At 68.0% G+C, this 26,304-nt stretch carries 25 protein-coding genes and 1 riboswitch; of the genes, 14 read left to right on the plus strand and 11 right to left on the minus strand.

Going from position 1 to position 26,304, the window contains the following annotated elements; translation table 11 throughout:
• Window positions 1-187: 187 nt before the first annotated feature.
• Entirely contained in the window at window positions 188-835 is a 648-nt protein-coding gene (locus tag DV704_RS07465; protein WP_114798950.1) for an MIP/aquaporin family protein, read from the minus strand.
• 44 nt (window positions 836-879) lie between these two features.
• On the opposite strand from DV704_RS07465, the gene DV704_RS07470 reads away from it, so the two are divergent.
• Window positions 880-1,341, plus strand: coding sequence for an HD domain-containing protein (locus DV704_RS07470; RefSeq protein ID WP_114798951.1), 462 nt, complete (start codon window positions 880-882; stop codon window positions 1,339-1,341).
• On the opposite strand, the gene pruA is transcribed toward DV704_RS07470, so the two are convergent.
• The 3 genes from pruA to DV704_RS07485 are packed head-to-tail and all read right to left on the minus strand — an operon-like array spanning window position 1,338 to window position 4,488.
• Complete coding sequence (gene pruA / locus DV704_RS07475) at window positions 1,338-2,885, minus strand: L-glutamate gamma-semialdehyde dehydrogenase (protein WP_114798952.1); 1,548 nt, start codon at window positions 2,883-2,885, stop codon at window positions 1,338-1,340. The genes DV704_RS07470 and pruA overlap by 4 nt on opposite strands.
• 23 nt (window positions 2,886-2,908) lie before the next feature.
• The gene (locus DV704_RS07480; protein WP_114798953.1) at window positions 2,909-3,832 is read right to left on the minus strand and encodes a proline dehydrogenase; all 924 of its coding nucleotides are present in this window, start codon (window positions 3,830-3,832) and stop codon (window positions 2,909-2,911) included.
• Window positions 3,823-4,488 carry a GntR family transcriptional regulator gene (locus DV704_RS07485; protein WP_114798954.1) on the minus strand — a complete coding sequence of 222 codons (666 nt, stop codon included), beginning with the start codon at window positions 4,486-4,488 and terminating at the stop codon, window positions 3,823-3,825. The genes DV704_RS07480 and DV704_RS07485 overlap by 10 nt, the downstream gene beginning before the upstream one ends.
• A 71-nt stretch (window positions 4,489-4,559) precedes the next feature.
• Between DV704_RS07485 and DV704_RS07490 the strand changes: the two genes are divergently transcribed.
• Both DV704_RS07490 and DV704_RS07495 read left to right on the plus strand, forming a co-directional pair.
• Entirely contained in the window at window positions 4,560-5,717 is a 1,158-nt protein-coding gene (locus DV704_RS07490; RefSeq protein WP_114798955.1) for an alanyl-tRNA editing protein, read from the plus strand.
• A gap of 15 nt (window positions 5,718-5,732) precedes the next feature.
• Window positions 5,733-7,328 carry a glycerol-3-phosphate dehydrogenase/oxidase gene (locus tag DV704_RS07495; RefSeq protein ID WP_114798980.1) on the plus strand — a complete coding sequence of 532 codons (1,596 nt, stop codon included), beginning with the start codon at window positions 5,733-5,735 and terminating at the stop codon, window positions 7,326-7,328.
• On the opposite strand, the gene DV704_RS07500 is transcribed toward DV704_RS07495, so the two are convergent.
• Window positions 7,325-7,912 carry a hypothetical protein gene (locus tag DV704_RS07500; RefSeq protein ID WP_147279595.1) on the minus strand — a complete coding sequence of 196 codons (588 nt, stop codon included), beginning with the start codon at window positions 7,910-7,912 and terminating at the stop codon, window positions 7,325-7,327. The two genes, DV704_RS07495 and DV704_RS07500, sit on opposite strands and share 4 nt — an antisense overlap.
• Before the next feature lie 83 nt (window positions 7,913-7,995).
• Between DV704_RS07500 and bshB1 the strand changes: the two genes are divergently transcribed.
• The 7 genes from bshB1 to DV704_RS07535 all read left to right on the plus strand — a co-directional run bounded on the left by bshB1 (window position 7,996) and on the right by DV704_RS07535 (window position 15,220).
• Complete coding sequence (gene bshB1, locus DV704_RS07505) at window positions 7,996-8,673, plus strand: bacillithiol biosynthesis deacetylase BshB1 (protein ID WP_114798957.1); 678 nt, start codon at window positions 7,996-7,998, stop codon at window positions 8,671-8,673.
• A 72-nt stretch (window positions 8,674-8,745) separates the two neighbouring features.
• Entirely contained in the window at window positions 8,746-9,939 is a 1,194-nt protein-coding gene (locus DV704_RS07510; RefSeq protein ID WP_114798958.1) for an ROK family transcriptional regulator, read from the plus strand.
• A 19-nt stretch (window positions 9,940-9,958) separates the two neighbouring features.
• Window positions 9,959-11,194, plus strand: coding sequence for an ABC transporter substrate-binding protein (locus DV704_RS07515; RefSeq protein WP_114798959.1), 1,236 nt, complete (start codon window positions 9,959-9,961; stop codon window positions 11,192-11,194).
• Between the two features lie 45 nt (window positions 11,195-11,239).
• A complete protein-coding gene (locus DV704_RS07520) occupies window positions 11,240-12,367 on the plus strand; it encodes a carbohydrate ABC transporter permease (protein ID WP_114798981.1) in 1,128 nt (375 codons plus the stop codon).
• Entirely contained in the window at window positions 12,367-13,176 is an 810-nt protein-coding gene (locus tag DV704_RS07525) for a carbohydrate ABC transporter permease (protein WP_114798960.1), read from the plus strand. Before DV704_RS07520 ends, DV704_RS07525 begins: the two co-directional genes overlap by 1 nt.
• A gap of 46 nt (window positions 13,177-13,222) precedes the next feature.
• On the plus strand, window positions 13,223-14,341 hold the full coding sequence (locus DV704_RS07530) for a VLRF1 family aeRF1-type release factor (RefSeq protein WP_114798961.1): 1,119 nt from the start codon (window positions 13,223-13,225) through the stop codon (window positions 14,339-14,341).
• A gap of 9 nt (window positions 14,342-14,350) precedes the next feature.
• Window positions 14,351-15,220 carry a universal stress protein gene (locus tag DV704_RS07535; RefSeq protein ID WP_114798962.1) on the plus strand — a complete coding sequence of 290 codons (870 nt, stop codon included), beginning with the start codon at window positions 14,351-14,353 and terminating at the stop codon, window positions 15,218-15,220.
• 15 nt (window positions 15,221-15,235) lie between these two features.
• Here DV704_RS07535 and DV704_RS07540 read toward each other — a convergent pair whose 3' ends face one another.
• The 3 genes from DV704_RS07540 to DV704_RS07550 all read right to left on the minus strand — a co-directional run bounded on the left by DV704_RS07540 (window position 15,236) and on the right by DV704_RS07550 (window position 18,572).
• Entirely contained in the window at window positions 15,236-17,347 is a 2,112-nt protein-coding gene (locus tag DV704_RS07540) for an alpha-amylase family glycosyl hydrolase (RefSeq protein WP_233498292.1), read from the minus strand.
• 105 nt (window positions 17,348-17,452) lie between these two features.
• Entirely contained in the window at window positions 17,453-18,322 is an 870-nt protein-coding gene (locus DV704_RS07545) for a DMT family transporter (RefSeq protein WP_199489959.1), read from the minus strand.
• 7 nt (window positions 18,323-18,329) lie between these two features.
• Window positions 18,330-18,572: a hypothetical protein gene (locus DV704_RS07550; RefSeq protein WP_114798964.1), complete on the minus strand. Its 243-nt coding sequence runs from the start codon at window positions 18,570-18,572 to the stop codon at window positions 18,330-18,332.
• 91 nt (window positions 18,573-18,663) lie between these two features.
• On the opposite strand from DV704_RS07550, the gene glyA reads away from it, so the two are divergent.
• The 3 genes from glyA to galK are packed head-to-tail and all read left to right on the plus strand — an operon-like array spanning window position 18,664 to window position 22,010.
• On the plus strand, window positions 18,664-19,896 hold the full coding sequence (gene glyA / locus DV704_RS07555) for a serine hydroxymethyltransferase (RefSeq protein ID WP_114798965.1): 1,233 nt from the start codon (window positions 18,664-18,666) through the stop codon (window positions 19,894-19,896).
• A gap of 44 nt (window positions 19,897-19,940) precedes the next feature.
• Window positions 19,941-20,945: a Xaa-Pro peptidase family protein gene (locus DV704_RS07560; protein WP_114798966.1), complete on the plus strand. Its 1,005-nt coding sequence runs from the start codon at window positions 19,941-19,943 to the stop codon at window positions 20,943-20,945.
• 21 nt (window positions 20,946-20,966) lie between these two features.
• Window positions 20,967-22,010: a galactokinase gene (gene galK / locus DV704_RS07565; RefSeq protein ID WP_114798967.1), complete on the plus strand. Its 1,044-nt coding sequence runs from the start codon at window positions 20,967-20,969 to the stop codon at window positions 22,008-22,010.
• Here the strand turns inward: galK and hslO are convergent.
• On the minus strand, window positions 22,007-22,918 hold the full coding sequence (gene hslO / locus DV704_RS07570) for an Hsp33 family molecular chaperone HslO (RefSeq protein WP_114798968.1): 912 nt from the start codon (window positions 22,916-22,918) through the stop codon (window positions 22,007-22,009). The genes galK and hslO overlap by 4 nt on opposite strands.
• 86 nt (window positions 22,919-23,004) lie before the next feature.
• Between hslO and DV704_RS07575 the strand changes: the two genes are divergently transcribed.
• Complete coding sequence (locus DV704_RS07575) at window positions 23,005-23,526, plus strand: HNH endonuclease (protein ID WP_114798969.1); 522 nt, start codon at window positions 23,005-23,007, stop codon at window positions 23,524-23,526.
• Here DV704_RS07575 and metF read toward each other — a convergent pair.
• Both metF and DV704_RS07585 read right to left on the minus strand, forming a co-directional pair.
• Window positions 23,523-24,398: a methylenetetrahydrofolate reductase [NAD(P)H] gene (gene metF, locus DV704_RS07580; protein WP_114798970.1), complete on the minus strand. Its 876-nt coding sequence runs from the start codon at window positions 24,396-24,398 to the stop codon at window positions 23,523-23,525. The genes DV704_RS07575 and metF overlap by 4 nt on opposite strands.
• The gene (locus DV704_RS07585; protein ID WP_114798983.1) at window positions 24,388-25,656 is read right to left on the minus strand and encodes an O-acetylhomoserine aminocarboxypropyltransferase/cysteine synthase family protein; all 1,269 of its coding nucleotides are present in this window, start codon (window positions 25,654-25,656) and stop codon (window positions 24,388-24,390) included. Before DV704_RS07585 ends, metF begins: the two co-directional genes overlap by 11 nt.
• Before the next feature lie 34 nt (window positions 25,657-25,690).
• Window positions 25,691-25,839: riboswitch (SAM riboswitch) on the minus strand.
• Between the last annotated feature and the right edge of the window lie 465 nt (window positions 25,840-26,304).

A 26,304-nucleotide genomic window follows, 5' to 3' on the forward strand; every position in this document is an offset into this window, starting at 1 on the left:
GTGTATATGGATGCCGACAAGCTGTGGACGCTATGCAGATAGCCGGAAACCTCGAAAATTTAGGAATTTAGGGCTGGAGCTGGCCCTGCCTTCCTCCTAGCCGGCCAAGTGGCCACATCTTGGGCCTGTTCCGGAGCCGCTTACCCCCCAAAGGCAGGGCCAGGGGGGCTTGGGCAGGTGGTCGTGGTTATAAATTCGCCCTAGGATAAAGGAACTCGTAGACGAAAGCCGCCAGCCCCGCCCCTACCAGCGGCCCCAGCCAGTAGACCCAGTGGGCCGACCACTCCCCCCCAATGAGGGCCGGGCCCAGGACCCGGGCTGGGTTCATGGCCGCCTCAGAGATTGGAGCACCCACCAGGATGGCCATGGTCACCGCAAGACCGATGGCCAGGCCAGCGAAGGTATAGCGGTTGTAGACAGCGGTGCCAAGGATGACCGAGACCAGGAAGAAGGTCAGGAAGACCTCCATCATGAGGGCCTGGACCGCCGAGTAGGCCTCGCCTGGGGCGGGGGTCCCCTCAAACACCGCCTCTCCGCCGTATAAAGCCCCTACAAAAAAGGCGGCCACCAGGCCACCCAAGAGCTGGACCCCCCAGTAGCCCAAAGCCTCCGCCCAGGAGGTCCGCCCGGAGAGGAGCAGGGCAAAGGTCACCGCAGGGTTGAAATGGGCCCCGGACACCGGTCCCAGCGCCGCTACCGATAGGCCCACCGCCAGCCCCGGGGCCAGGGCCACCACCACGGGGTCGCTGCCCTGGGTGGCCGCGATGGCCCCAAGGGCCACAAAGCACAGGGTAAAAACGCCCAGAAACTCTGCCAGCATCGCACGGAGATTCATCGCCGCCTCCTCTTCGGAACCTTAGGGCAGGTTAACATAGCCTCGTGTGGTTGCGCCTTAAGCGAGTCTACCAGGCTTTTTTACCCCACCGAGCCCGGCCCGACGACGCCTGGGCGCTGAGCGAGCTGCGGGTGGAGGAGGCCCATCTCTACCAGGCCATGGACCCCCGCGACCGGGAGCACGCGGTGCGGGTGGCCCAGCGCCTCCTCGAGCGCTATCCCGAGGCCCCCAGCTTTGTGGTGCGGGCCGCTTTGCTCCACGACTGCGGCAAGGCCCTGAGGCCCTACCGCCCCCTCGAGCGCATCCTGAGCGGGCTGGTGCCCCTGGAGGTGCCCATCGAACCCTTGCAAAAGGGCCTCCTTGGGGCCTGGCAGATCCGCCAGCACCACCCCGAGTACGGCGCGGCCCGCATCCTGGACCCTGAGGTGGCCCAGCTTGTGCGGGAGCACCACCAGCCCCAAAGCCTCTGGGCCCAGCGGCTGCGCGAGGTGGACGAGGCCTTCTAGAAGCGCTCGGTTACGCTTTTCATCTGCAGGAAGTTGAGCAGGTAGTCGGGCCCCCCGGCCTTGGTGTCGGTTCCCGAGAGATTGAAGCCGCCAAACGGCTGCACCCCCACCAAGGCCCCGGTAATCTTGCGGTTGAAGTAGAGGTTGCCCACGTGGAACTCCTTGCGGGCCCGCTCCAGCCGCTCCCGCCGGCGCGAGAAAACCCCCCCAGTCAGGCCGTAGCGGGTGTTGTTGGCCACCTCGAGGGCGGCCTCGAAGTCCGGAACCCGGATGACCGAGAGCACCGGGCCAAAAATCTCCTCCTGGGCGATGCGGGCCTCGGGCGCAACCTGGTCAAAAACCGTGGGGGCCACAAAGAAGCCGCTGCCCTCGAGCCGCCGCCCCCCCAGAAGCAGCCGCCCCTCCTGCCGCCCCAGCTCGATGTAGGAGAGCACCGTCTCCTCCTGCTTCTGGCTGGCCAACGGCCCCAGGTCGGGGTTCTCCTCAGCGGGGCCCACCACCAGCGCCTCAGTGCGGTTCAGCACCTCTTCCAGCAACAGGTCGTAGATGCCATCCACCACAATGAGCCTCGAGGCCGCCGAGCACTTCTGCCCCTGGAAACCAAAGGCACTCTGCACGGTGGCCTGGGCTGCGGCGGCCAGGTCGGCGCTCTCGTCCACGATGATTGCGTCCTTTCCCCCGAGCTCCAGGAAGACCCGCTTGATCCATAGCTGGCCCGGGGCCAGCCTGGCAGCCTGCTCGTTGATCTGGAGGCCCACCTCGAGCGAGCCCGTGAAATTGATGAAGCGGGTGCGGGGGTGGCGCACCAGGTAGGCCCCCACCTCGCTGCCCTCGCCCGGCAGGTAGTTGGCCACCCCGGGGGGCAGGCCGGCCTCTTCCAGGACCTCAAAGAGCTTGGCCGCGGTCACCACCGTGTCCTCGGCGGGCTTCACCACCACCGTGTTGCCCACCACGATGGGCGCGACGGTCATACCGGTGAGGATGGCCAGGGGGAAGTTCCAGGGGGCGATGACCACCCCGGCCCCCAGGGGGATGTAGAAGGCCTCGTTGTCCTCGCCAGGGTAGGGCAGAACCGGGGCCCCGTCCTTGTACTTGAGGGCCGAGATGGCGTAGTAGCGCAGGAAATCGATGGCCTCGGCCACATCCGCGGCAGCCTCGGTCCAGTTCTTGCCGATTTCATAGACCAGCCAGGCCTCCAGCTCCCGCTGGCGGCGCTTCATGATCTGAGCGGCCTTCAGAAGGAGACGGCTGCGGTGCTCCTGGGGCCAGTCGCGCCAGGCCCTGAAAGCCTGCCAGGCTGCCTCCAGCGCAGCGTCGGCCTCAGCAATTCCGGCCTTGGCGCTCTGGCCCACCACCTCTATGGGGTTGGAGGGGTTGGTGGAGACGATGCTCGAGGGGGTATCTACCCGCTCACCCCCGATGATTAGGGGGTAGTATCGGCCAAACTGTGCCCTCACCTCGGCCAAGGCCTTGCGCATGGCCTCAAAGGCCTCGGGGCTTTGAAAGGTCTCGATGGGTTCGGGGCGGTAGGGTTCGGGGGTCATAGGGCTCCTTTCCAGCGCCGGGGCTACCCCGGCAAAAGGCTGCGGGCCACAAAGAGGAGATTCTCCGGCCGCTCGGCGATGCGACGGGAAAAGTAGGGGTACCAGTCGGTACCGTAGGGCACGTAGGCCCGCACCGTGTAGCCCTCCTGGGCCAGCCTTTTCTGCTCGGCCGGGCGCACCCCATAGAGCATCTGGAACTCAAAGCGCTCCCGCTCAATACCCCGTTCGGCCGTCCAGCGCTTCATCTCCTCAATTATGCGCGGGTCGTGGGTGGCAATGGCTGTGGGCAAGCCCTTCTCCAGCGCTTTCTTGGCCAAGAGAAGGAACTGCGCGTCCACCAGCCGCTTGTCCTGAAAGGCCACCGCAGGCGGCTCCCGATAGGCCCCCTTGACGATCCTCACCGGCGTGCCCAAGGGAACCAGCGCTTCTAAGTCGCGCTCGCTGCGCTTGAGGTAGCTCTGCAGCACCACCCCAAGCCCCTCGTGGCCGGCCTCCCGCAGCCGCCGGTAAATTCGCAGGGTGGCCTCCACCCGGGGGCTGTCCTCCATGTCGATGCGCACAAAGCAGCCGGCCCGCTCGGCCTCGCGCACCACCCCCTCGAGCAGCTCCAGGGCCAGCTCTTCCCCCAGGTCCAGCCCAAGCTGGGTGAGCTTGAGGGATAGGTAGCGGGGGTAGGGCCGCGCCGCCAGGGCCTGCACCAGCCGGATGAGCTCCTGCTGGAATCTTCGCGCCTCGGCCTCGGTGCGCACCATCTCGCCCAAAAGATCCAGGATGGCGTGCACTCCCTCCCGCTCCAGCGCCTCCACCGCCGCCAGGGCCTCTTCCAGGGTATCCCCGGCTACAAATCGGCGGGCCAGGCGACGGGCCCGGCTGCGCACCAGGGCCTCTATGCGGGGGTTCTGGGCCACGGCCAGCACAAAGGCGCGGTAGCTGTGATTCAGGTCCATGCTTCCTCCTGGGCGGAAAGCCTCTGGGCGACCAGGTCGCGAAAGTAGAAGACGTGCGCCCGGGCCGCCTGGGCTGCCCGCTCCGGGTCGCGGGACTTGAGCGCTGCAAGGATGGCGCGGTGCTGGGCCTGGGTGGTGGGGTGCTGGGAGAGGGCGCGCTGGAAGCCCCGCACCAAAGCTAAGCTCGAGCGCAGCTCCTCGTAGATGCGGGCCAGGGTCTTGTGGTGGGCTGCGGCCACCAAGGTGGTGTGGAACTCGAGGTCCACCTGCATCTGGCGGGTGTGGTCGTCTTTGGGGAGGCCCTCCAGGGTGGACAGCAGCGCCTCCAGGACCCCCAGCTCGGCCTGGCTGGCCCTCTCCGCCGCCAGGGCGGCGGCCTCCCCTTCAAGCAAGGCCCGCACCTCGTAGACCTCCCGCACCTCCTCGAGCAAAAGCACCCGCACCCGGGCCCCCCGGCCAGGCACCAGCTCCACCAGCCCCTCCTGGGCCAGCCGCTGCAAGGCCTCGCGCACCGGCGTGCGGCTGACGCCCAGGCTCTGGGCCAGCTCCGGCTCGAGGATGCGGGTGCCCGGCGGCAGCAGGCCCTGCAAAATGTCCTCGCGCAGGCGGATGTAGGCGGCCTCGCGCAGCGAGCGTGGGCGCTGGAGGGCCGTCATGTATACAGTATACACCAGCCCGCACAGCAACCCGGTTGACACCCGGGGGGGTTTGCCAGGAGCCTGGGGGCATGCGGCTTTACTGGGAGCAACCCTACCAGTCCAGCTTCGAGGCCCGGGTGCTGCGGGCCTGGAGCGAGGACGGGGCCCACTACGCGGTGCTGGACCAGACCCTCTTCTACCCCAGCGGCGGGGGGCAGGCCTGCGACAGGGGAAGCCTGGAAGGGGTGCCGGTGCTGGAGGTGAAGGAGGTCCAGGGAGAGGTTGTGCACCGGCTGGCCCGGCCCCTGCAGACCGGTCAGCGGGTGCTGGGCCAGCTCGACTGGCCCTGGCGCTACCGCCAGATGCAGCGGCACACCGCCGAACACATCCTGGGCCAGGCCTTTTTGCGGGCTGCGGGGTGGAGGGTGCAGGCGGTCAACATGACCGGCGCGCTCGCCACCATAGACCTCGATGGCGAGCCCGCCGAGGCCATCGTCCAGCAGGCAGAGCACCTGGCCAACCAGGCGGTCTACGCCAACGCCGAGGTGCGGGCTTACTTCATCCAGGAGGCGGAAGTCCCTCAGCACGGCCTGCGGCGAGCACCCAGGGTGGGCGGCCTATTGCGGGTGGTGGAGGTGGTGGGCTGGGACAAGGTGGCCTGCGGAGGGCTGCACGTGGCCCGCAGCGGCGAGGCCGGCCCCATCAAAATCGTCCGCTTCGAGCGCTACAAAGGGGGCACCCGGGTCTACTTCGTGGCCGGCTGGGAGGCTCTGGAGCTCTTTGAGCAGGAACACCGGCTGCTCAAGCGCCTGGGGGAGCGCTTCAGCAGCGGGCCGCTGGAAGTGGAAAAGCCCATCGCCCGCCTGCGGGAGGCCTTCTATCAGCTAAAGGGGGAAAACGCCCGCCTGAAGGATGAACTCGCTGAGCAGATTGTGCGCAGCCTGCTGGGCGAGTTCCCCGGGCGCACCATCGCCGCCCAGGTACCTGAGGCGGTGCTGGAGGCGGTGGGCAAGCGGCTGGCCGAGTGGCCCGGGGTGCTGGCGTTGCTGGTGGCCCAGGAGGAGGAAAGGGTTCGCTATGCCCTGCTGAAGCATCCGAGCCGCCAAGAGAACCTGGACGCCCTGTGGGAGGCGGTGCTCAGGCCGCTCGGGGCCCGGGGCGGGGGGGCTCTGGTCAAGCTGGGGGTGCTGGGGGTGGCCCCCCACCGGGCCCTCGAGGCCTTCCGGACCTACTTGGAGAGGCGGTAGGCTATGGCCGTGGCGCTGGAGCGCGCGCAAGCCCTGGAGCGGCTGAACCAGGAACGCTTCGACCTTTTGGTCATCGGCGGGGGGGCCAGCGGGGCCGGGGTGGCCCTCGAGGCCGCCCTGCGGGGCCTGCGGGTGGCTCTGGTGGAGCGCTACGACTTCGCTGAAGGCACCTCGAGCCGCAGCACCAAGCTCATCCACGGTGGGGTGCGCTACCTGGAGCTGGCGGTCAAGACCCTCGACCGCAGCCAGCTCCACCTGGTGCAGGACGCCCTGCGGGAGCGGGCCATCCTCCTCCGGCTGGCCCCCCACCTCGCCCGGCCCCTCTGGCTCCTTACCCCCCTCTACCGGCCGCTCGAGCTGCCCTACTACTACCTGGGCCTCAAGCTTTACGACCTGCTAGCGGGAAGGGCCCGGCTGGCCCCAGCCCGCCTCCTGAGCGCCCGGGCGGCCCAGGCCCGGTTTCCCGCCTTACGCCAGGGCCTCGTCGGGGCGGTGGCCTACCAGGATGGGCAGTTCGACGACGCCCGTTACAACCTGGAGCTGGCCCTCACCGCTGCCCAAACCGGGGCAGTGGTCCTCAACTACGCCGAGGTCGCCGCCCTCGTCAAAAAGGAGGGACGGCTGGCGGGAGCGGTGGTCAAGGACCGGCAGGGAGGAGGGGAGGTGGAGGTGGCTGCCCGGGTGGTGGTCAACGCCACTGGCCCCTTCGCCGATGCCATACGGCACCTGGACGACCCTGAGGTCCCCCCCCTTCTCACCACCAGCTCAGGGGTACACCTGGTGCTGGGCCCAGGGTACACCCCTCCGGACACCGGCCTCCTGGTGCCTAAAACCGAGGATGGTCGGGTACTCTTCGTGCTGCCCTGGCTGGGGGGAACCCTGGTGGGTACCACCGACCAGCCCGCCCCCCTTGACGACCACCCCCCGGTACAGGAGGCCGAAGTGGCCTACGTGCTGCGGCAGGTTCGACCCTACCTGGGCGAGATTCCCCAAACAGCGGTGCGCTCAGCCTGGTCGGGCCTGCGCCCGCTGGTGGCCCGGGGGGCCACCCAGACCGCCCGGCTGGTGCGCGACCACCTGATCGAGGAGAGCGCCTCGGGCCTGCTGACCCTTACGGGGGGCAAGTGGACCACCTACCGCAAGATGGCCCAGGACCTGGTGGACTACGCCATCGGGCGCTTCGGCCTACCGGCAGGTCCTTCCCTGAGCGCCAAAACCCCTTTGCTGGGCGGGCAGGGCTTCACCCCGGAAGGGGCCGGGCGGCTCCAGGCGATGGGCCTGGAGCCTGGTGCTGCCTTGCACCTGCACCAGGCCTACGGGGCTCGAGCCCCAGAGGTAGCCCGCCTCGTGCTGGAAGGCCTCGACCGCCCCCTGGCCGAGGGCTGGCCCTATCTGGAGGCTGAAGTGGTCTATGCCGTGCAGCGCGAGATGGCCCTCACTCCCCTGGACGTGCTTTGCCGCCGCACCCGGCTGGCCTTCCTGGACCGGCAGGCCGCCCTGGCCGCCCTGCCCCGGGTGGTGGAGCTGATGGGTGGCGCTTTGGGCTGGGACGCTAACAGAAGAAAGCACGCGGAGGAACAAAGCCGAAACCGGCTTCTAGGGGCGCTTTAGTCGGGCAGGGAAAGCCGGCCCCGCGCCGCGGCAACGGCCAGTTCCTGTCCCAACTCCTGGCCCACCCTCTGGTAGGCCTCCACCCACTCCTCGTCGCTCAGCTCCTTGTTGGCCACAAGCTGCAAGAGCAGGTTGTAGGGGTGGCGCCCTTCCGCCAGCGCCCGTGCCCCTTCACCCAGGGTGGTGGACTCCTTGAGCTGGCGCATCAGGCCCAGGGCGTCAAACTGCACAGCGGAAAGGGGCATGAACTCCTCAGCGCCCCGGTAGACCAGGCTGCTCACCTGCTCCAAGACCTGCAGGGCCTTCTGCCGCAAGAAGACCTCTTTCAACTGCTGGCGGTGGGCCTTCAGGGCTTCCAACACCTGGGGCAGGATGGGCTCAACCCCAACCCCCAGCACCCTCCGGGCCCGCCCAAGCCAGTCTTCAAAGGAGGCGGAGGCCTCGGTGAGCTGCGCCAACACCTCAGCAGGTGGGGGGTGCCCCTGCTTCAGATCCTCGGCCAACCGGCACAGGGTCTCGCCCAGTTGGCCGAGGCGGCCTTGCAGGGCCTGGCCCTCCTCGAGCAGGCCTTCCACCTCAGGCATGCCTTTTAGATCGGCCTGTAAAGCGGACATGACCGACTCCCAGTTTACCGCGGTAGGCCTGGATGTAGGGTAACTTGGGGCCCATGGAGCTGGACCTGCTGGTAATCGCACCCCACCCCGACGATGGAGAGCTTGGCTGTGGAGGCCTGCTGGCCCGGGCCAAAGCCGAGGGACAGAGGACCGGTATCCTCGACCTGACCCAAGGCGAGCTGGGCTCCAAGGGCAGCGTGGCCCAGCGCGCCCGGGAGGCTGCCGAGGCCAGCCGTATCCTGGGCCTCGCGTACCGGGGCAACCTGGGTCTGCCAGACGGGGGCCTGGCCGACAGCGGGCCCCAACGCAACGCCCTGGCCCAGGCCCTGCGGCGGCTGCGCCCGCGGGTGGTGCTGGCGCCCCTCGAGGCCGACCGTCACCCCGACCACACCGCCGCCAGCCGGCTGGCCCAGGCTGCAGTTCACCTGGCCGGCCTGCGCCAGGCCCCCCTCGAGGACCCCCCCCACCGGGTAGAGCGCCTGCTCTTCTACCCCGGCAACCACCCCGCCCTGCCCAACCTGGCCGTGGACATCTCCGACTACATCGATATCTGGGAGGACTCGGTGCGGGCCTACCGAAGCCAGTTTGAGGGGGAACGGGTCTCCGAAACCGTCCATCCCGGGGGCGTCGAGGCCCGGCGGGCCTGGCGGCGCTACTGGGGCAACCTTGTGGGGGTGGAGTACGCCGAACCCCTGGTGAGCCCCCTGCCCTGGCTGGCCCAGCCGTGGTAGGGGTTGACAGGGCTGGGGCGGGCCCTATATAGTTCGTTCGCTAAACTTACTAAATTCCTACGGTAAGGCACCGTGGCCCGTCCCCTGCCCCTGGACCAGCAAAGCATCAAGCGGCAAAACCGCCGCCGGGTCCTGGAGGTCCTGCGGCGGCAGGGGCCGGTGAGCCGGGCCGGGCTGGCCCGGGCAGTGGGCCTTACCAAAAGCACCGTCTCCTCGCTGGTGCAGGAGATGATTGCAGAGGGTCTCCTGAGCGAGGGCGACCCCCACAGCAGGGGTCTGGGACGGCCCGGCCTGCGCCTAAAGATCCGGGCCGAGAGCACGCTGGCCCTGGGGGTGGAGCTCGGGGTGGAGAACACCCAGCTCATCCTGCTCGACCTCAACAACCAGCCTCATGGAGCCTGGGAATGGGCCGAAAGCCCCCACACCCCTCTAAGCGAACGGCTGGACCGGCTGGCTGCCCAGGTACAGGCCCATGTCCCGGAGCACACCCGGCTGCTGGGGGTGGGCCTCGCCCTGCCCGGGGTGGTCCACGAGCAAACCCTGCTCTACGCCCCCGGCCCCGGCTGGCGCAACGAACGGCCCGCTGAGCTCTTGGAGGCTCTTTTAGGGCTTCCGGTTTTGGTGGAAAACGATGCCAATGCGGCCGCTTTGGGCGAGACCTTCTGGAACGAGCACCCCAGTCCCCTGCTCTACATCGTCCTGACCACCGGCCTGGGCACCGGGCTGGTGATAGAAGGGCAGGTCTACCGGGGCCGCCATGGGGCGGCCGGCGAGCTGGGCCACTGGCTCCCAGCCCAGGCCCTAAGCCGAGCCGAAGCTAAAGATGCCGAGGATAGCCTCTCGCTCAGGGCCGTGGTCCAGCGCTACCAGGCAGCCAGCGGCCGCAACGAGGGCTTCCGGGAGCTCCTAAAGCAGGCTGCGCGGGAAGACCCCTATGCCCTGGAGGCCCTCAAGCGCCTAGCCGAGGAACTGGGCCGCTTCGTGGCCAACCTGTGCGTGGCTTTCGACCCAGCGGTGGTGGTGCTGGGGGGACCCGGAGCCGAGGCCTGGCGGTGGCTCGAGGCCCCCCTGCGCCAGACCCTTCGGAACCTGGCCTTCCTGCCCCAGCACGCCGAGCTGCCCATAGGGCCCAGCGCCTTAGGACACCTAGCCCCGGCTATGGGCGCTGCCGCCTTGGTGCTGCAGCGCTTCTTAGCAAATGGTGGTACCCGGTTGCGGAGCCCGCCAATCTCCCCCCGGGCGACCTGGCCAACCATTGGCGGTTAGCTTTTCAGGAGGTCTGGTTATGAGGAAGTTCTGGTTGAGTCTGCTTTTGCTTCTCGGTTCTTTGGGGCTGGCGCAGTCGGGCCGGCTGGAGATCTTCTCCTGGTGGGCCGGCGACGAGGGCCCGGCCCTGCAGGCCCTGATCGACCTCTACAAAAAGCGCTATCCAGGCGTGGAGGTCATCAACGCCACCGTGACCGGCGGGGCCGGGGTAAACGCTAAGGCTGTCCTCAAAACCCGGATGCTGGGCGGCAACCCCCCCGACAGCTTCCAGGTGCACGCCGGCCAGGAGCTCATCGGCACCTGGGTGGTGGCCGACCGGATGGAGGACCTGACCCCTCTCTTCCGCCAGGAGGGCTGGCTGGACAAGTTCCCCAAGGGCCTGCTGGACCTTCTCTCCTATAAGGGCAAGATCTACAGCGTGCCCGTCAACATCCACCGCTCCAACGTGATGTGGTACGTACCGGCCAGGCTGCGGGAGTGGGGGGTGCAGCCGCCCAAGACCTGGAACGAGTTCCTCACGGCCTGCCAGACCCTCAAGGCCAAGGGCCTGGAGGCCCCGCTGGCCCTGGGAGAGAACTGGACCCAGCAGCACCTCTGGGAATCGGTGGCCCTGGGGGTGCTGGGGGCAGCCGACTACGCCAACCTCTGGGCCGGCAAGCTGCGCTTCACCGACCCCAAGGCGGTGGCGGTCTGGAACACCTTTGGCCGGGTGCTGGACTGCGCCAACAAGGACGCCGCAGGGCTTAGCTGGCAGCAGGCGGTGGACCGGGTGCTGGAAGGCAAGGCTGCTTTCAACATCATGGGCGACTGGGCGGCCGGCTACATGACCACCACCAAGGGCCTGAAGCCCGGCGAGGGCTTCGGCTGGGCCCCGGCCCCAAGCACCGCAGGGGTGTTCATGATGCTCTCCGACTCCTTCGGGCTGCCCAAGGGGGCCAGAAACCGCACCAACGCCCTCAACTGGTTGCGCCTGCTGGGCTCCAAGGAGGGCCAGGACACCTTCAATCCCCTCAAGGGATCCATTGCTGCCCGCACCGACTCCGATCCCAGCAAGTACAACGCCTACCTTCAGGCGGCCATGCGCGACTGGAAGAGCAACCGCATCGTGGGCTCGCTGGTGCACGGCGCGGTGGCACCTGAGTCGTTCATGAGCCAGTTCGGCACCGTGATGGAGATCTACCTCTCCGGCCGCAACGCCCAGGCTGCAGCCAACGCCGCCCAGGCCATCGCCAACCAGGTGCGCCTGGGCCAGTAAACCCGAGGGGCAGGCCAGATGGCCTGCCCCTTTGCCACAAAAACCATGACGCGTTTTTTCAGAAAAAAAGACAACTTCTACGGGTTCCTGGTCATCCTGCCCTCGCTCGTGCTGCTGGGGGTTTTCGTGTATGGCTTCATCCTCCAGACCTTCCTCACCTCCCTCACCGACTGGGGCAGGGACCCTGCCCAGGCCCTCTCGGCCAACCCCCAGATCCGCTTCATCGGTTTTGAAAACTACCGCGAGCTCTTCACCGGCTTTGTGGACGCCCGCTTTCGCCAGGACCTAGCCAACCTGTTTTTCTTCACGGTTTTCTTCCTCATAGGCTGCTTGGGGCTGGGCCTCGCGCTGGCCATTGCCCTGGACCGGGGACCCCGGGGAGAGGGTTTTTTCCGCACGGTCTTCCTCTTTCCCATGGCGCTTTCGTTCATTGTGACCGGCACCATCTGGCGCTGGATGCTGCAGCCCGAGGGCGGCGTCAACCAGCTCCCTACCCTGGTGGGTCTGCCCAAGGGCGACTTCGCCTGGCTCACCAGCCGCGAGCAGGTCTGGCGGTTTAGCTGGAACGACCTGCCCTTCTTCACCGCCTTGGTGGTGGGGCTGGTGCTGGCCTTCGTGGCCGTCTCGGCTTTCTGCGGGGGGCAGGGGCGGCGGGGGGTGGTCGCTGCAATCTCAGCGGCCCTGGTGCTTTTGTGGGGCTTTACCCTCGGGCGCAGCCTGCAGCCGCTGCCCTACGACGAGTACCACGGTTTCAACCTGGCTCTCATCGGAATCATCCTGGCCGCGGTCTGGCAGATGTCGGGGTACACCATGGCGCTCTACCTGGCCGGCCTCCGGGGTATTCCCGAGGAGCTGCGCGAGGCCGCGCGGGTGGACGGGGCCAGCGAGTGGCAGCTTTACCGCTACGTCATCTTCCCCCTGCTGGCCCCCATCACCCTTTCGGCCATGATCATCCTGGGCCATATCTCGCTCAAAATCTTCGACCTGGTCTTCGCCATGGCTGGACCCGACAACGCCCCCACCGACGTACCGGCGCTTCTTATGTACATCACCACCTTCCGCGCCAACCAGATTGCCAAGGGCGCGGCCATCGGCATCATCCTGCTGGTGATGGTGGCCCTGGTAATCGTGCCCTATCTCTACCGCCAGCTCAGAAGCGAGGTGCGGCGATGATGGGGCGCATAGTGCAGTATGCGCTTTTGTTCCTGGCCACGGTCTTCTTCCTGCTGCCCGTTTACCTGGTGGTCGTCACCGCCTTCAAGGAGCCCGCGGCCATCAGCCTGAGCACCACCTGGCAGCCCCCCGAGCGCTGGTACTGGGAAAGCTTCACCCAGGCCTGGACAGCTTTCGCGCCCAAGCTACAAAACAGCTTCTTCCTCACCGTTACCGCCACCCTTCTTTCGGCCCTGATGGGTTCCCTGAACGGGTATGTGCTGGCCAAGTGGCGCTTCCCGGGGGCCCACATCGTCTTCCCCCTGATGCTTTTCGGGATGTTCATCCCCTATCAGGCCGTTCTGATTCCCCTTTTCCAGTTCATCCGCGACATAGGGCTCGGGGGCAGCCTGTGGGGGCTTATCCTGGTGCACGTGGTCTATGGGCTGCCCATCACCACCCTCATCTTCCGCAACTACTATGCCGAGATTCCCGACGAGCTCGTGGAGGCGGCCCGCATGGACGGGGCCGGATTTTTCGGCATCTACCGCCACGTGGTCCTGCCCCTTTCGCTGCCCGGGTTCGTGGTGGTGGTCATATGGCAGTTCACCCAGATCTGGAATGAGTTTCTGTTCGCGGTTACGCTGGTGAGCAGCCCAGCCAACCAGCCCATCACGGTAGCCCTGGCCCAGCTTGCGGGGGGGGAGGCGGTGAAGTGGAATCTCCCCATGGCCGGGGCCCTGCTGGCAGCCCTGCCCACCCTGCTGGTCTACATCTTCCTGGGCCGCTACTTCATTCGCGGGCTGCTGGCCGGCTCGGTCAAGGGATGAGGGACAATTGCCCAGCAGGGCAGGCCATAATCTGAGGGAGGTCGGAATGCTGAGCGAGGAGCACATCGGCCACATCCGCACGCTTGCCCCCCCGCTGCTCTCGCTCTACCTGAGCGTCAACCCAGCCCGCCCGGAGAACCAGGGCCGGGCCTATCTCCTACGGGCCCGCGAGGCCATGGAGGCCACCGGGGCGCCCCCAGAGGTGCGCCAGCGGGTGCTGGCAGCCCTGGAGGAGCCACCCCGGGCCAAGACCCGGGCGCTGTTCGCCACCGCCGATAGGCTGGAGGCCTACGACCTGCAGGTGGAGCTGCCTTTGCTCGAGGGGGTGGAGGCTCACTGGGGCGAGCCCTATCTGACCCCTCTCCTGTACGTGCTGGACGAGTATGAGCGGGTAGGGGTGGTGTTCCTGGACAGCGAGAAGTGGCGCCTGTTCGAGGTTTACTTAGGGGAGATAGAGGAGATTTCCGGGGCCTTCCGGGCGGTGGACCCGCAGGCCTGGCGGCGGCTCACCCAGGACCAGACCGGGCGGCGCTATGGCCCCGGGGGAGCTCAGCGGGCTGCCCCCGACACCGACCACCTCGAGCAGCGGCTTGCGGTCTGGACCCAGCGCTTCTACAAAGAGGCCGCAGCCCAGCTCGAGCAGGCCATGCGGGAGCGCGGCCTGGGCCGGCTCATCCTGATGGGGCCCAAGGCCGAGGTCTCGGCCTTCGAGGCCGCGCTTCCCCGAAGGCTGCGGGAAAGGGTGGCCGCCACCCTGCCCTCCCTGCCTTCTCCCAACGCCCAGGCCAGCGAGGTGCTGCGAGCGGTGGAGGAGGTGCTGGAACCGCTCGAGCGGGCGCGGGAGGTCCGGCTGCTGGAGGAGCTGGTCGAGCGGGGGGTGGCCGGGCTGGAGCAAACCCTGGAGCTCCTGCAGCAAGGACGGCTGCACACCCTGGTGGCCCCATGGAGGCCCGCAGGGCGGGTCTACCAGGCCCAGGACGGCTGGGTTGCCCTCAGCCCCGAGGCGGCCAGGGCCCACGGCGAGCCCATACGGGAGCTCGAGCTCAAGCAGGTCCTCCCTGAGCTGACCGCCGCCTATGGCACCCGCCTGGAACTCGTGCGGGGCCCGGCTGAAGAGCGCTTGCGCCAGGAGCTGGGCGGGCTGGCCGGGCTTCTCCGCTGGTAGGTTGTAGCCATGCAAAAAATCCTGATTGCCCTGGACTCCTCCTCCTGCAGCGAGCGGGCCGGCCGGGTAGGCCTGGCCTTTGCGAAAGCCCTCGGGAGCCAGGTGGTGGCCACTCACGTCTTAAAGCCAACAGAAGACCTAACCCAGGCCCAGCGGGTGCTGGAACCCTGGGTGGCCATTGCCCAGCAGATGGGCCTCTCCCTCCAAACCAAGCCCCTGCAGGCCGAGGGGGTGGCCGAGGGCATCGTTGAGCTGGCCCAGGAGATCCGGGCCGACCTCATCGTGATGGGCACCCACGGGCGGGAAGGCCTGCCCCGCCTGATGCTGGGCAGCGTGGCCGAGCGGGTGAGCCGGCTGGCCCCCATGCCGGTGATGCTGGTTCGGGGCAACGGAGAGGTAGAACCCCACGCCGGCCTCTTTGAGCGCATCCTGGCCCCCATCGACGGCAGCCAGGCCGGAAGACAGGCCTTTGCCCTGGCCGACTGGCTGGCCCAGCGGCTGGGAGCCGAGCTGCAGGTCCTGCACGTGGTGCCCTCCCTACCCACCCCGGTGGGGGAGCCCTGGGCTGGGCCGGGGGCCATACCCATCTATAGCTGGGAAGAGGCCCGCAAGGCCCTGGAGGCCGAGGGGCAGGCCATCCTGGAGGGCGCGCGCCGGCTGGCTCGAGCCCCCAGGCTCACCACCCATCTGCGCAAGGCCCAAGGCCGGCGGGAGGCCGCGGTCATCGTGGAGTTCGCCCGCGAGCAGCACAGCGACCTTATCGTGATGGGCACCCATGGGCGCACCGGGCTGGAGCGCTGGCTGCTAGGCAGCGTGGCCGAAGGGGTAGCCCACCACGCCCCGGTGCCGCTTTTGCTGGTGCGCCCCACCCCGGCATAGCCCCGACCCGCACCGCTAGCGCACCCGCTCCAGGTACCGCCAGCCGAGGCCCGCCAGGCCCACCTGGCCCTGGTAAACCCGGCCCTCCACCGCATCCCGCCACCGGCCCTCGGGCAGCGGCAAGCCCACCGGCCCGACGCTGTTGTTGAAGGCCGCCAGCACCTCGCCCACCCCCGGCTCGCCGCGCAGAAAAGCCAGCAGGGAGCCCTCGCCCAGGTAGGTGCGGAAGAGCGGGCTTTGGAAGGCTTTTAGCTGGCCCTTGAGGCGGCCCAGCAGTTGGTAGTGGCGCAGCACCTCGGCCCGGCACCGGTCCCACTGAAGCGGATACCGGTACAGCTCGTTCACCGGCCACTGCCCCCGCTCGCCGGTAAAACCGCACTCCTCGCCCTGGAAGATGAACGAGGCCCCCGGCAGGGCGTAGAGCAGGGCCGAGGCCAGCCTGAGCCGGGCCAGGGCCTCGGGCGAAGGGGTGTCGCGCAGCCCCCCGCCCCCCAGGTCGGTCAGCACCCGCTGGGTGTCGTGCGAGCCGATCAGGTTGAAGCCCATGGCCGCCACCGCCTCGGGGTAGGCGGCGTAGACCCGCGCGAGCTCGTTCAGGGCCCGCCGCCCATGCTGCAAAGGCCCGCCCCTAGCGAAGCCCAGCGCACCTCCAAAAGCCGGGGGCGAACCCCCGCGGCCTAAGGTGTAGTTCATCAGCGAGTCGAACTGGTCGCCTTGCAGGTACTCCGGGCGCAGATCCCAGACCTCCCCCACCAGGTACACCTCGGGCTTCAGGGCCTTGAGCTCGGCCCGCCAGCGCCGCACAAACCCAGGGTCCACTTCGTTGGCCACGTCCATCCGGATGCCGTCGAAGCCAAAGTTGAGCCAGAACTTGGAGACCCGGATCAAATAGTCCTGCACCTCGGGGTTGGCGGTGTTGAGCTTGGGTAGGCTGCCCAGGTCGGCCCAGCCCACATAGGCCCGCCCATCCCCGGGGGTGAAGGGCCACCGACGGACGAAGTACCAGTTCCAGTAGCGCGACCCGGGCCCTTTTTTGACCACGTCCTGAAAGGCCCAGTGCCCCAGGCCGGTGTGGTTGGGCACGAAGTCGAAGATGACCTTGATGCCCTGCCGCTTTAGCTCGGCCAGCACCCGCCGCAAAAGGGCGTTGTCGCCCAGGCGGGGGGCCACCCGCACGTAGTCGTGGGTGTCGTAGCCGTGGGCCGAGCCCGAATCGAAGAGGGGGTTGAAGTACACCAGGTTCACCCCCAGCGCTTTGAGGTGCGGCAGGCGCTGCAAGACCCCGGCCAGGTCGCCGCCGTAGTACTGCTGGCAGCAGTGGTAATCCCCCGGCGGGTCGGTCCAGCGTGAGAGGTAGGGCAGCCTGCCCGTCCAGGTTTTATCGAAGCGGGCCTGGCTGGTTTCCAGGGCCCGGCGGTCGTTCCTGGGGTCGCCGTTCCAGAAGCGGTCGGGGAAAATCTGGTAGCCCACCCGCCCCGCCACCCAGTCCACCGCGCGGAAGGGCTCCGCGGGGATTTGGTAGGGGCCAAAGGTCTGTTCCCGGCCCTCCTTGTCCACCACCTGAATACGGTAGGCCCTCACCGCAAGCGGCAGCGCCGCCCGCCACATCTCCCCCTCCGCCAAAACGAGCTGCCGAACCATGGGGTAGGGGCGGTCGGCCAGCACCACCGCCGAGCGGAGCTGGCCCCCCGGTACCCACAAGCGCACCGAGAGCTGGCCTGCGGCCACGGAGACGAAACGCGGGTTTCCCGGGTCGTGCTCGAGCCAGGGCTCCTCAGAAACCGAGGGGGCCCCGGTGTCGCGGCCAACCTCCCGCACCGCATTTCTCCCACCCTGGCCGTCGTCCACGCAGCCCTGGGCCTCGAGGTCTACCTGCGGGGTGCCGAAGGTTTCGTCCTCGCACATGTCGCGGGGCCACTGCCCGTTTATAAAGAACTTGTACTGCACCGGGCCGGGGGGCAGTTCCACCGTCACCTGCCAGACCCCCTCCTCGGTTTTTTGCATGGGCAGCTCGGCCCAGTTGTTGAAGCTTCCGCGCAGACTCACCGAGCGCACCTCGAGGCCATAGGGAGGGTCGTAGGTGAAGGTGACGGCAATTTTCTGCTGGGCCCACGAAAAACCCAGCACGAGCAACGCCGGTAAAACCCAACCCTTCAGTCCACCCACCTGCACCCTCCATCCTTGAGCGTTGCCGACCTCAGTCTACAACCCGGCTCCAGGGTGAGCCGGGGTTCAGGTCGAGCGCGGGGCCTCGAGGACGGCCCTGGGATGCGGCCTCAGCACCATCCACAACACCCCCAAAAGCACCAGGCCCGCCCCCAGATACCCCAGCAGGCTGAAGCGTTCGCCCCACCAGAGCCAGGCCGCAAAGGCCGCCACCACCGGCTCGATGGTCGCCACCACCGAAGCGCGGGTGGCCTCGAGGCGCCTGAGCCCGGCAAAGTAGAGCGTGACCGCGAAAAAGGTGGAGGCAACGGTCAAAAAGGCGATGGCTGCCCAGGCCTCGGCGTTCTTGGGGGCGAATTGCACGAAAGGCAAAAGCCCCAACGCCCCCACCGGCAGCGCATACAAAAACACCGTGGGGGTGCTGTACTTGTTCAGGTAAAGCTTGCCGAACAGGTAGTAGGTGGCGTAGGTCAGGGCCGACAAAAGCCCCCAGAAAAGGGCCGCCGGGCTCACCTTCACCCCACCCCCCTGCAGGCTGACCAGAGCCACCCCCAGCAGGGTCAGGCCCACCGCCAGGAGCTTGTGGGCGTCCATCGGCTCGCGCAAAAAGAGCCAGGAGAGCAGGGCCACGATGGCCGGGGCGGTATACAAAAGCACCGAGGCCAAAGCCGCCCCCCCGCTCCCGATGGCAAGCTGGTAGGCCCCATAAAAGAGCGAAATTCCCACCAGGCCGAAGCCCAGCACCGCCCACCGGTCGGCCGGCTCTATGCGCGTCTGCCGGGTGAGGAAGGCCTGCAAACCAAAAAGCCCCGCCCCGAGCGCCGCGCGCCAGAAGGCCACCTCGAGGGGGCTCACCCCCTGGGCAAAGGCCCACTTGGAAACCACCCCCAGCAGCCCCCACAGACTGGCCGCCGCGGCCACGTAAAGGTAGCCCAGCACGGTTCTACTTTTGGCGGCGAACCATAAGGCTCAGGACCAGGCCAACCCCCAGCAGGAACCCAGAACCAAAGACCACCAGATAGGTGATCCACAGGCGGGGGTTTACGTTGTAGAAATCGCGGCTGCGCTGGGCCGTGAGGGCTACCAGGTAGTCGCGAATGGTGATGAAATTCATGGTGGCCAGAACTATGGCCGCAATCAACGCAACAAGCCCCAGAATCAGAAAGACGCGCCCAAAAACGTTCATGGCCCCAGTCTAACGAACCGGCCCCAAAAGCATAAGCACCCGGCCCCGCCCCCATGCGCGGGGCTTTGCGGAGTCCTGCTATAATCGAGCAATGATTGCCACGCCCGAAACCCTCCCCCGCGACGAGCTGATCTTCGAGCTCATTCGCCAGGAAGAAGAGCGGCAGCGCAACGGCCTCGAGCTCATCGCCTCGGAAAACTTCACCTCGGCCCAGGTGCGCGAGGCCGTGGGGAGCGTGCTCACCAACAAGTACGCCGAGGGCTACCCCGGCAAGCGCTGGTACGGGGGCTGCGAGGTGGTGGACCAGGTCGAGGCCCTGGCCATCGAGCGGGCCAAGCAGCTTTTCGGCGCCAAGTGGGCCAACGTACAGCCCCACTCCGGCAGCAGCGCCAACATCGCGGTCTACACCGCCTTGCTCAAGCCTGGCGACACCGTGCTGGGCATGGACCTCTCCCATGGGGGCCACCTGACCCACGGCTCCCCGGTCAACTTCTCGGGCCTCAACTACCGCTTCATCGGCTACAAGGTGCGGCCCGACGACGAGCTTTTGCATATGGAGGACGTGCGGGCTTTGGCCCTGGAGCACAGGCCCAAGATGATTGTCTGTGGGGCCAGCGCCTACAGCCGCATCCTGGACTTCAAGGCCTTCCGCGAGATTGCCGACGAGGTGGGGGCCTACCTGATGGCCGACATCGCCCACATCGCAGGGCTGGTGGCCGCGGGGCTGCACCCCTCGCCCCTGCCCTACGCCCACGTGGTGACCTCCACCACCCACAAGACCCTGCGGGGGCCGCGCTCAGGGCTGATTCTGTCCAACGACCTGGAAATCGCTGCCCTGCTGGACCGCTCCATCTTCCCCGGCCTGCAGGGGGGGCCGCTGGAGCACGTGATCGCCGGCAAGGCGGTGGCCTTCTGGGAGGCCATGCAACCCTCCTTCAAGGCCTACGCCGCCCAGATCATCAAGAACGCCCAGACCCTGGCCGCCGAGATGCAGAAGCGGGGGTACCGCATCGTATCGGGGGGCACCGACAACCACCTCTTCGTGGTGGACCTGCGGCCGCAGGGCCTGAACGGCACCAAGGCCACCAAGCTCCTGGATGCGGTGCACATCACCATCTCCAAGAGCACCCTGCCCTACGACACCGAAAAAATCATCCACGGAGGGGGCATCCGCATCGGCACCCCGGCCATCACCACCCGCGGGATGACCGAGGCCCACATGCCGCAGATCGCCGAGTTCATCGACCGGGCGCTGAAAGGCGAGGACCCAGCCGTGCTGGGTCCTGAGGTTAGGGCCTTTGCCGCGCAGTTCCCGCTGCCCTAGATTTGCTCCAGATTCCGCGGACCGCCTGGGTGTTAGCATAAGGCGTGAACCACAGCGCCGTAGACCGCTTGCGGAACTGGATGGCGGCCCGGGGCTTTGAGCGCTTCTTTGTCCAGCGGCCCGAAAACTTCGCCTGGCTGACCGGCGGGGGAGACAACACGGTGGTCACCCTCCAGCCGGCGGCGGCCTGGCTCGAGCTCACCCCCGACCACCTGCGCCTCCACGCCTCGCAGATCGAGGCCGACAGGCTCCTGGAGGAGGAAGTGGGGGAGCTCGAGGTGGTGCGCTACCCCTGGTATGCCCCCACCAGCCCCCAGGGCCCCAGCGACCTCGAGCACGACCTGACCCCCCTTCGCCTCGTCCTCTCGGCCGAAGAGCAGGCCCGCTACCGCACGCTGGGCCAGGATGCGGCCCGGGCCCTGGGCGAGAGCCTCCGCTTCGCCGACCCCGACTGGAGCGAGTACGAGCTGGCCGGGGCCATCGCCGAGGAGCTCTGGGCCAGGGGCATCCAGCCGGTCGTGCTTCTGGTGGCCGGCGAAGAGCGCCTTTTCCGCCACCGGCACCCCCTGCCCAAAAGGGCCCGGCTGGGCCGGCTTTGCATGGGGGTGGTCTGTGGGCGGCGGCAGGGCCTCATCGCCAACCTGACCCGCCTGCGCAGCTTTGGCCATCCCGAGGCCCACCGGCTCAACGCCCAGGTCTGCCAGATCGAGGCCCGGGCGCTGGCAGCCTCCCGGCCCGGGGCCACCCTGGACGAGGTGCTGGCCGAGATCCGGGCCGGTTACCAGGCGGTTGGGCGGGCGGAGGAGTTCGAGAACCACCACCAAGGAGGCCTCACCGGCTACAAAAGCCGCGAGGTGCTGGCCCGCCCTGGCGAGACCACCCGGCTCCAGGTGGGCATGGCCCTAGCCTGGAACCCGAGCCTGCCCGGGGCCAAGGTGGAGGACACCTTTCTCCTCACTGAAGACGGGCTGGAAAACCTGACCCTCGAGCCTTCCTGGCCCACCGAAACGGTGGAGGGCCGGGCCCGGCCCCGGGTCTACGAGGGTTGAGTCCTGTATGCTATCCGGGCTATGTTCCAGCGCATCTTCGGCTGCCAACCCCAGCTAGTCGCCTCCGCCCCGGGCCGGGTCAACCTCTTGGGGGAGCATACCGATTACAACCAGGGCCTGGTCTTTCCCACCCCCCTCCCCCACCAGACCACCCTCGAGGCCGCCCCCGGCGAAGGCATCGAGGTCTACGCCGAAAGCTTCAAAGAGCTGAAACGCAGGAAACCCGACGAGCCCCGCCAGGGCGACTGGCTCGACTACATCGCCGGCTGCGTCTGGGCTTTGCGGCGGCATGGCTACGGGGTGCCGGGGCTGCGGGCCTGTGTTCGAAGCGAGGTGCCCATGGGGGGTGGGCTTTCCAGCTCGGCGGCGCTCGAGGTGGCCACCCTGCGGGCCCTGCGGGCGCTGTACCAGCTGCCCCTGGACGACGTGGCCATCGCCCGGCTGGCCCAGGAGGCCGAGGTGGAGTACGTGGGGGTGCGCTGCGGCATCATGGACCAGATGGCCGCCTCGGTAGGGCGGCCTGGCTACGGGCTTCTGCTCGACACCCGCGACCTGAGCACCCGGCTGGTGCCCCTGCCCCAGGGCTACCGGGTGGTGGTGGTGGACTCGGGCGTGCCGCGCCGGCTGGCCGAGTCGGGCTACAACGCCCGCCGCCAGGAGTGCGAGGAGGCCTGCGCCCGGCTGGGGGTCTCCTCGCTGCGGGAGCTGACGCCGGCCGACCTGCCCCGCCTGTCCAGCCTGCCCGAGCCCCTCCTGCGCCGGGCCCGCCACGTGATTACGGAAAACGCGCGGGTGCTGGAGGGGGTAGAAGCCCTGGAAGCGGGCGACGTGCAGCGCTTTGGTGCGCTGATGACGGCTTCCCACGCCTCCTTGCGGGACGACTACCAGGTCTCCACCCCCGAGCTCGACCGGCTGGTGGAGGCCGAGCTGCGCCACGGCGCGGTGGGCGCCCGCCTCACCGGGGCTGGCTTCGGCGGGGCCACGGTGGCCCTGGTGGCGGAAGAAGACTACGAGCCCTTCCGCCAAGGCGTGCAGCGCGACTACCCGGCGGCCCGGTTCCTCTAGGCCTGGGGCACCTGCCCGTCCCCCCCTAAGGAGCGGATCTCCTCAGGGGTGATCTGGTACTTGGTTCCGCACCAGTGGCACTGCACCTCGGCCCCGCCGTCCTCGGCGATCATGGCCTCGCGCTCCTGGGGCGAGAAGTAGACCAAAGCGGCCAAAGCCCGCTCGCGGCTGCAGCGGCAGCGGAAGGCCAGGGGAATGTAGCCCCCTGGGTACCCCACCGCCCGAAGGTCGGTGGGGTCGTAGGCCAGCCCCTCCAGCAAAGCCTCCACCGCCCCCTCCAGCCCCCGCTCCAAAAGCAGGGGGGTCAGGGCACGGCCCTTCAGGTTTTGCTCGAGCCGACCGACCACCTCCTCCGGGCAATCCGGGAGGACCTGGATGGCCATCCCCCCCGCCACCTCCACCCCCCCCGCGGCCTCCACCCGCACCCCCAGGAGCAGGGCTGAGGGGATCTGCTCCGACTGCCACAGGTAGCGCACCAGGTCTTCGGCCACCTCGCCGCTCACCAGCTCCACACTGGACTGGTACAGCTCCCCGTTGGCCAGGACCCGGTCCACCTTCAACTCGCCCCTGCCGATCGCCCCACCCACATCCAGCTTGCCATCGGGGCGCAGGGGAGGGTGGGCCGCCGGGTTCTTCACGTACCCCCGCACAAACCCGTCGGGGCCAGCCTCCACCACCGGCCCCCCCAGGGGCCCATCGCCCAAAAACTGCAGCCCTATCCGCTCCTTAGGGGTCTTGGAGAGGAGGAAGGTCAGAAGCAGCACCCCGCTCATGGCGCGGCCCAACGCCGCGGTGGCGGTAGGGGAAAGCCCGTGGCGCAGCCGGGCTTCCTCCACAATGTCGGTGGTCTCTACGGCCAGCACCCGCAGACTCCCCTCGGCTGCCAGCCCGCGAATCAAACGACCCATAACTTTCCGATTCTAGCAGCAAAACACCCCAAGCTCCCTGGCCGCGCTCTAGAATCCCCTGACATATTTTGGGTATCCTGTAGGCCGTGAACCTCGACGCCCCCCGTATCCTGGTGCTCAACGCCGGGTATGAGCCCCTGGGGCTGGCCAGCGTAAAGCGGGCGGTGATCCTGGTGATGAACGGCACCGCCGAGGTGGTGGAGGAAAGCGGCGAGTTTTTACGAACGCCGAGCAAGCCCTACCCCATCCCCAGCGTCATCCGGCTCAAACGCCTGGTTCGCCGCCCTCCGGGGCGGCTTGCCTTAAACCGCCGCAACATCCTGCGGCGCGACGCCTACACCTGCCAGTACTGTGGCAAGCGGGGGGGTGAGCTCACGGTGGACCACGTGCTGCCCAAAAGCCGGGGAGGGCGCAGCATCTGGGAAAACCTGGTCACCGCCTGCCGGGCCTGCAACCTCAAAAAGAAGAACCGCACCCCAGAGGAGGCCGGCATGCGCCTGGTCCGGCGCCCTATGGCCCCCCGGCACAGCCTGCTGCTGGTGGCCGACCTGCCCAGCCTGCCCGAGGCCTGGCGCCCCTACCTGCCGGAGGCAGAGCTTCCGCGCTAGCGCAGCACGGTCTGCAGGTTCTCCACCACCCGGCGGGTGGCGGGCGATTTGTTGAGGGTGTAGAGGTGCAGGCCCGGCACCCCCGCCGCCAGCAGCTCCTGGGCCTGGCGGGTGGTGTGCTCCACCCCGATCTCCAGCACCTCCTCCGGGCTTCGAGCCCGCTCCAGGCGGGAAAGCAGAGGACCGGGGATGCTGGCCCCGCACAGGTCCATGAAGCGGCGAATCTGGGCCAGGTCGGTGATGGGCATCAGCCCCGGCAGGATGGGCACCCCGATTCCTACCCGGCGGGCCCGCTCGAGGAAGCCGAAGTAGAGGGCGTTGTTGAAGAAGAGCTGGGTCACCAGGAAGTCGAGCCCGGCCTCGACCTTGGCCTTGAGGTGGTGCAGGTCGGCCTCGAGGCTCACCGCCTCGGGGTGGCCCTCGGGGTAGGCTCCCCCGGCCAGGTCAAAGGCCCCGCCGAATTCCGCCCGGATGAAGGCCACCAGCTCAGCGGCGTAGCGGAATCCCCCCTCAACCGGCTGGAAGACCGCCGCTCCTCGAGGAGGGTCGCCCCGCAGGGCCATGACGTTCTCGATGCCTGCGGCCCGGTACTCCTCCAGGATGGCCTTTAGCTCCTCGCGGGTGTGCCCCACACAGGTCAGGTGGGCCATGGCCGTAAGGCCCACCTCCTCCTGGATGCGCTTCGCCCACAAAGCGGTCTTGCGCCGCTCGCTCCCCCCGGCCCCGTAGGTGATGGAGACGAAGGCCGGCCTCAGGGGTTTCAGCTCGTGCAGGGTGCGGAACAAAAGGGCCTCGCCCTCAGGGGTCTTGGGCGGGAAGAACTCGAAGGAAAAGATGGGCCGGTTCTGCCTCAGAATCTCGCTAATCCTCATAGGCCACCTGCTCCAGCTTGACCAGGGCCTCGGCCAGCATGGCCTGAAGGTCTGCCGGGCTTTCCAGCCCCACCGAGAGCCGGACCATCTCGGGCCCCACCCCGGCCGCCCGCCGGGCCGGCTCGCTGATGCGGGAGTGGGTGGTGGTCCAGGGGTGCACGGCCAGGGTGCGGGCATCGCCCACATTGGGGGCCTGGAGGATGCGCAGGTGGGCCATGAAGCGGCTCACCGCCGGAATTCCCCCCCGCAGGCCAAAGGTCAGGATGCTGCCGAAACCGCCCCGCAGGTACCGAAGGGCCCGGGGATGGGCAGGGTCCTCGGGCAGGCCCGGGTAGCGCACCCAGGCCACCTGGGGCTGCTCCCCGAGCCAGCGGGCCACCTGCAAAGCGGTCTGGCTGGCCCGCTCCACCCGAAGCTGGACCGTCTCCAACCCCTGGAAGAGCAGGTAGGCATTGAAGGGCGAGAGCACCATGCCCCCCAGCGAAAGCCCGAGCTGCCGCACCCGCTCCAAAAAACAGCGCGGCCCGAACTCCTCCCAGGGAACCCGGCCCTGGGCATCCCGCTGGGCAAACTGGGGGTAGCGCTGCCACAGGGCGGTCTCACGCGCGAGCACCGCCCCGCCCAGGATGGAGCCGTGGCCGCTGGCCCACTTGGTCAGGCTGTGGGTGACCACGTGGGCCCCGTGCTCGAGGGGCCGGGCCAGGGCCCCCACCGCCCCAAAAGTGTTATCCACGACCAAGGCCACTCCGCTTGTCTCGCAAAGCTCGGCCAGGCCCTCCAGATCGGGCAGCTCAAGGGAGGGGTTGCCTAGCACCTCCACAAAGACGGCCCGGGTCCTCTCGCCCAGCACGGCCCGCACCGCATCCACCTCGGGCGGCACGAATTGCACCCGCACATCGAAAAGCCCCAGCACCTGGTTCAAAAGGCCCACCGTGCCGCCAAAAAGCCCGGGGCTCGCCACAATCTCATCCCCCGCTCGCACCAGGGCCAAAAGCGCAGCAAAGCTGGCTGCCTGCCCCGAGGCCAAAGCCACCGCCCCAAGCGCCCCCTCCAGCGCCGCCACGCGGGCCTCGAGCGCCGCCACGGTGGGGTTTTGAATCCGGGTGTAGGTGTAGCCCTGGTTGGTGGCGAACCGGTGGGCGCCATCCTCCAGGCCATCGAAGGCATAGGCCGCCGCTGCATAGATGGGGAGGCCCACCGCGTGGTGGGGATCATCCTCGGGAAGACCGCTCAACACCGCCAGACTGGCAAACTCCATAGGGACCCTCCTGTTGAAGAAGGGTTGCACCCTTCTTCCATCTTCCCCCAGGGCTTGCGCTGTGCCTAGCGACCCCAGGGACGGACTTGGCACCAGGCGCGGGGGCATCCCGGTAATGGGCGGGGCCTCCCGCAGGTTGCCGCAGCTTCATCGGGCCGTTCCCTCCGCTGCTCTGGATAGAAGAAACGCTTGCCAGAAAGGCAAGGTTCCCCGTCATGGTAGGGAGTCCTGGGGGGTATGTCAATCCCCTGGGTTTGTACCAAACCCCGCGCCCCACACCCTGCCCAACGAGAGAGGGGGCCTGGTCCTGGAGCCAGTTGGGCCTCGCAAGGAGGCGGCCTGTAGACGAGCAGGCCCCGCGTGAGCTGAGGCTGGCCTGGAGCTGGGGTTTTCCTTTTGGCTCGTGGTTAAGGAATTTGTAAGCCCGGCTGGGCTACCTTCAAAGTGCGATTTTAGAGAAAAGAGGGGGTGTGGGGGAGCTATAATCCCCCGGTTTTCAAACCGGGGATACATGGACTCCCCCACGTGCTCCGAAGGAGCCCATAGCATGGTGGGCGGTCGTTTTGCGGTACCATGTGCATGTACCTGAAGAGCGTGGCGCGGTGCGGGAAAGGTTGATGCCGGTATTCCGGGAGACCTGCTCGATGA

The sequence above is a fragment of the Meiothermus sp. QL-1 genome, assembly GCF_003351145.1.
Lineage (GTDB): Bacteria > Deinococcota > Deinococci > Deinococcales > Thermaceae > Meiothermus.

Bases quoted from the DNA above. Each gene is read 5' to 3' on its own strand.
- DV704_RS07465 (WP_114798950.1), bottom strand. From the start codon at position 835: ATGAATCTCCGTGCGATGCTGGCAGAGTTTCTGGGCGTTTTTACCCTG.
- pruA (WP_114798952.1), bottom strand. From the start codon at position 2,885: ATGACCCCCGAACCCTACCGCCCCGAACCCATCGAGACCTTTCAAAGC.
- DV704_RS07480 (WP_114798953.1), bottom strand. From the start codon at position 3,832: ATGGACCTGAATCACAGCTACCGCGCCTTTGTGCTGGCCGTGGCCCAG.
- DV704_RS07485 (WP_114798954.1), bottom strand. From the start codon at position 4,488: ATGACGGCCCTCCAGCGCCCACGCTCGCTGCGCGAGGCCGCCTACATC.
- DV704_RS07490 (WP_114798955.1), top strand. From the start codon at position 4,560: ATGCGGCTTTACTGGGAGCAACCCTACCAGTCCAGCTTCGAGGCCCGG.
- DV704_RS07500 (WP_147279595.1), bottom strand. From the start codon at position 7,912: ATGCCTGAGGTGGAAGGCCTGCTCGAGGAGGGCCAGGCCCTGCAAGGC.
- bshB1 (WP_114798957.1), top strand. From the start codon at position 7,996: ATGGAGCTGGACCTGCTGGTAATCGCACCCCACCCCGACGATGGAGAG.
- DV704_RS07515 (WP_114798959.1), top strand. From the start codon at position 9,959: ATGAGGAAGTTCTGGTTGAGTCTGCTTTTGCTTCTCGGTTCTTTGGGG.
- DV704_RS07520 (WP_114798981.1), top strand. From the start codon at position 11,240: ATGACGCGTTTTTTCAGAAAAAAAGACAACTTCTACGGGTTCCTGGTC.
- DV704_RS07525 (WP_114798960.1), top strand. From the start codon at position 12,367: ATGGGGCGCATAGTGCAGTATGCGCTTTTGTTCCTGGCCACGGTCTTC.
- DV704_RS07530 (WP_114798961.1), top strand. From the start codon at position 13,223: ATGCTGAGCGAGGAGCACATCGGCCACATCCGCACGCTTGCCCCCCCG.
- DV704_RS07535 (WP_114798962.1), top strand. From the start codon at position 14,351: ATGCAAAAAATCCTGATTGCCCTGGACTCCTCCTCCTGCAGCGAGCGG.
- DV704_RS07550 (WP_114798964.1), bottom strand. From the start codon at position 18,572: ATGAACGTTTTTGGGCGCGTCTTTCTGATTCTGGGGCTTGTTGCGTTG.
- glyA (WP_114798965.1), top strand. From the start codon at position 18,664: ATGATTGCCACGCCCGAAACCCTCCCCCGCGACGAGCTGATCTTCGAG.
- galK (WP_114798967.1), top strand. From the start codon at position 20,967: ATGTTCCAGCGCATCTTCGGCTGCCAACCCCAGCTAGTCGCCTCCGCC.
- hslO (WP_114798968.1), bottom strand. From the start codon at position 22,918: ATGGGTCGTTTGATTCGCGGGCTGGCAGCCGAGGGGAGTCTGCGGGTG.
- metF (WP_114798970.1), bottom strand. From the start codon at position 24,398: ATGAGGATTAGCGAGATTCTGAGGCAGAACCGGCCCATCTTTTCCTTC.
- DV704_RS07585 (WP_114798983.1), bottom strand. From the start codon at position 25,656: ATGGAGTTTGCCAGTCTGGCGGTGTTGAGCGGTCTTCCCGAGGATGAT.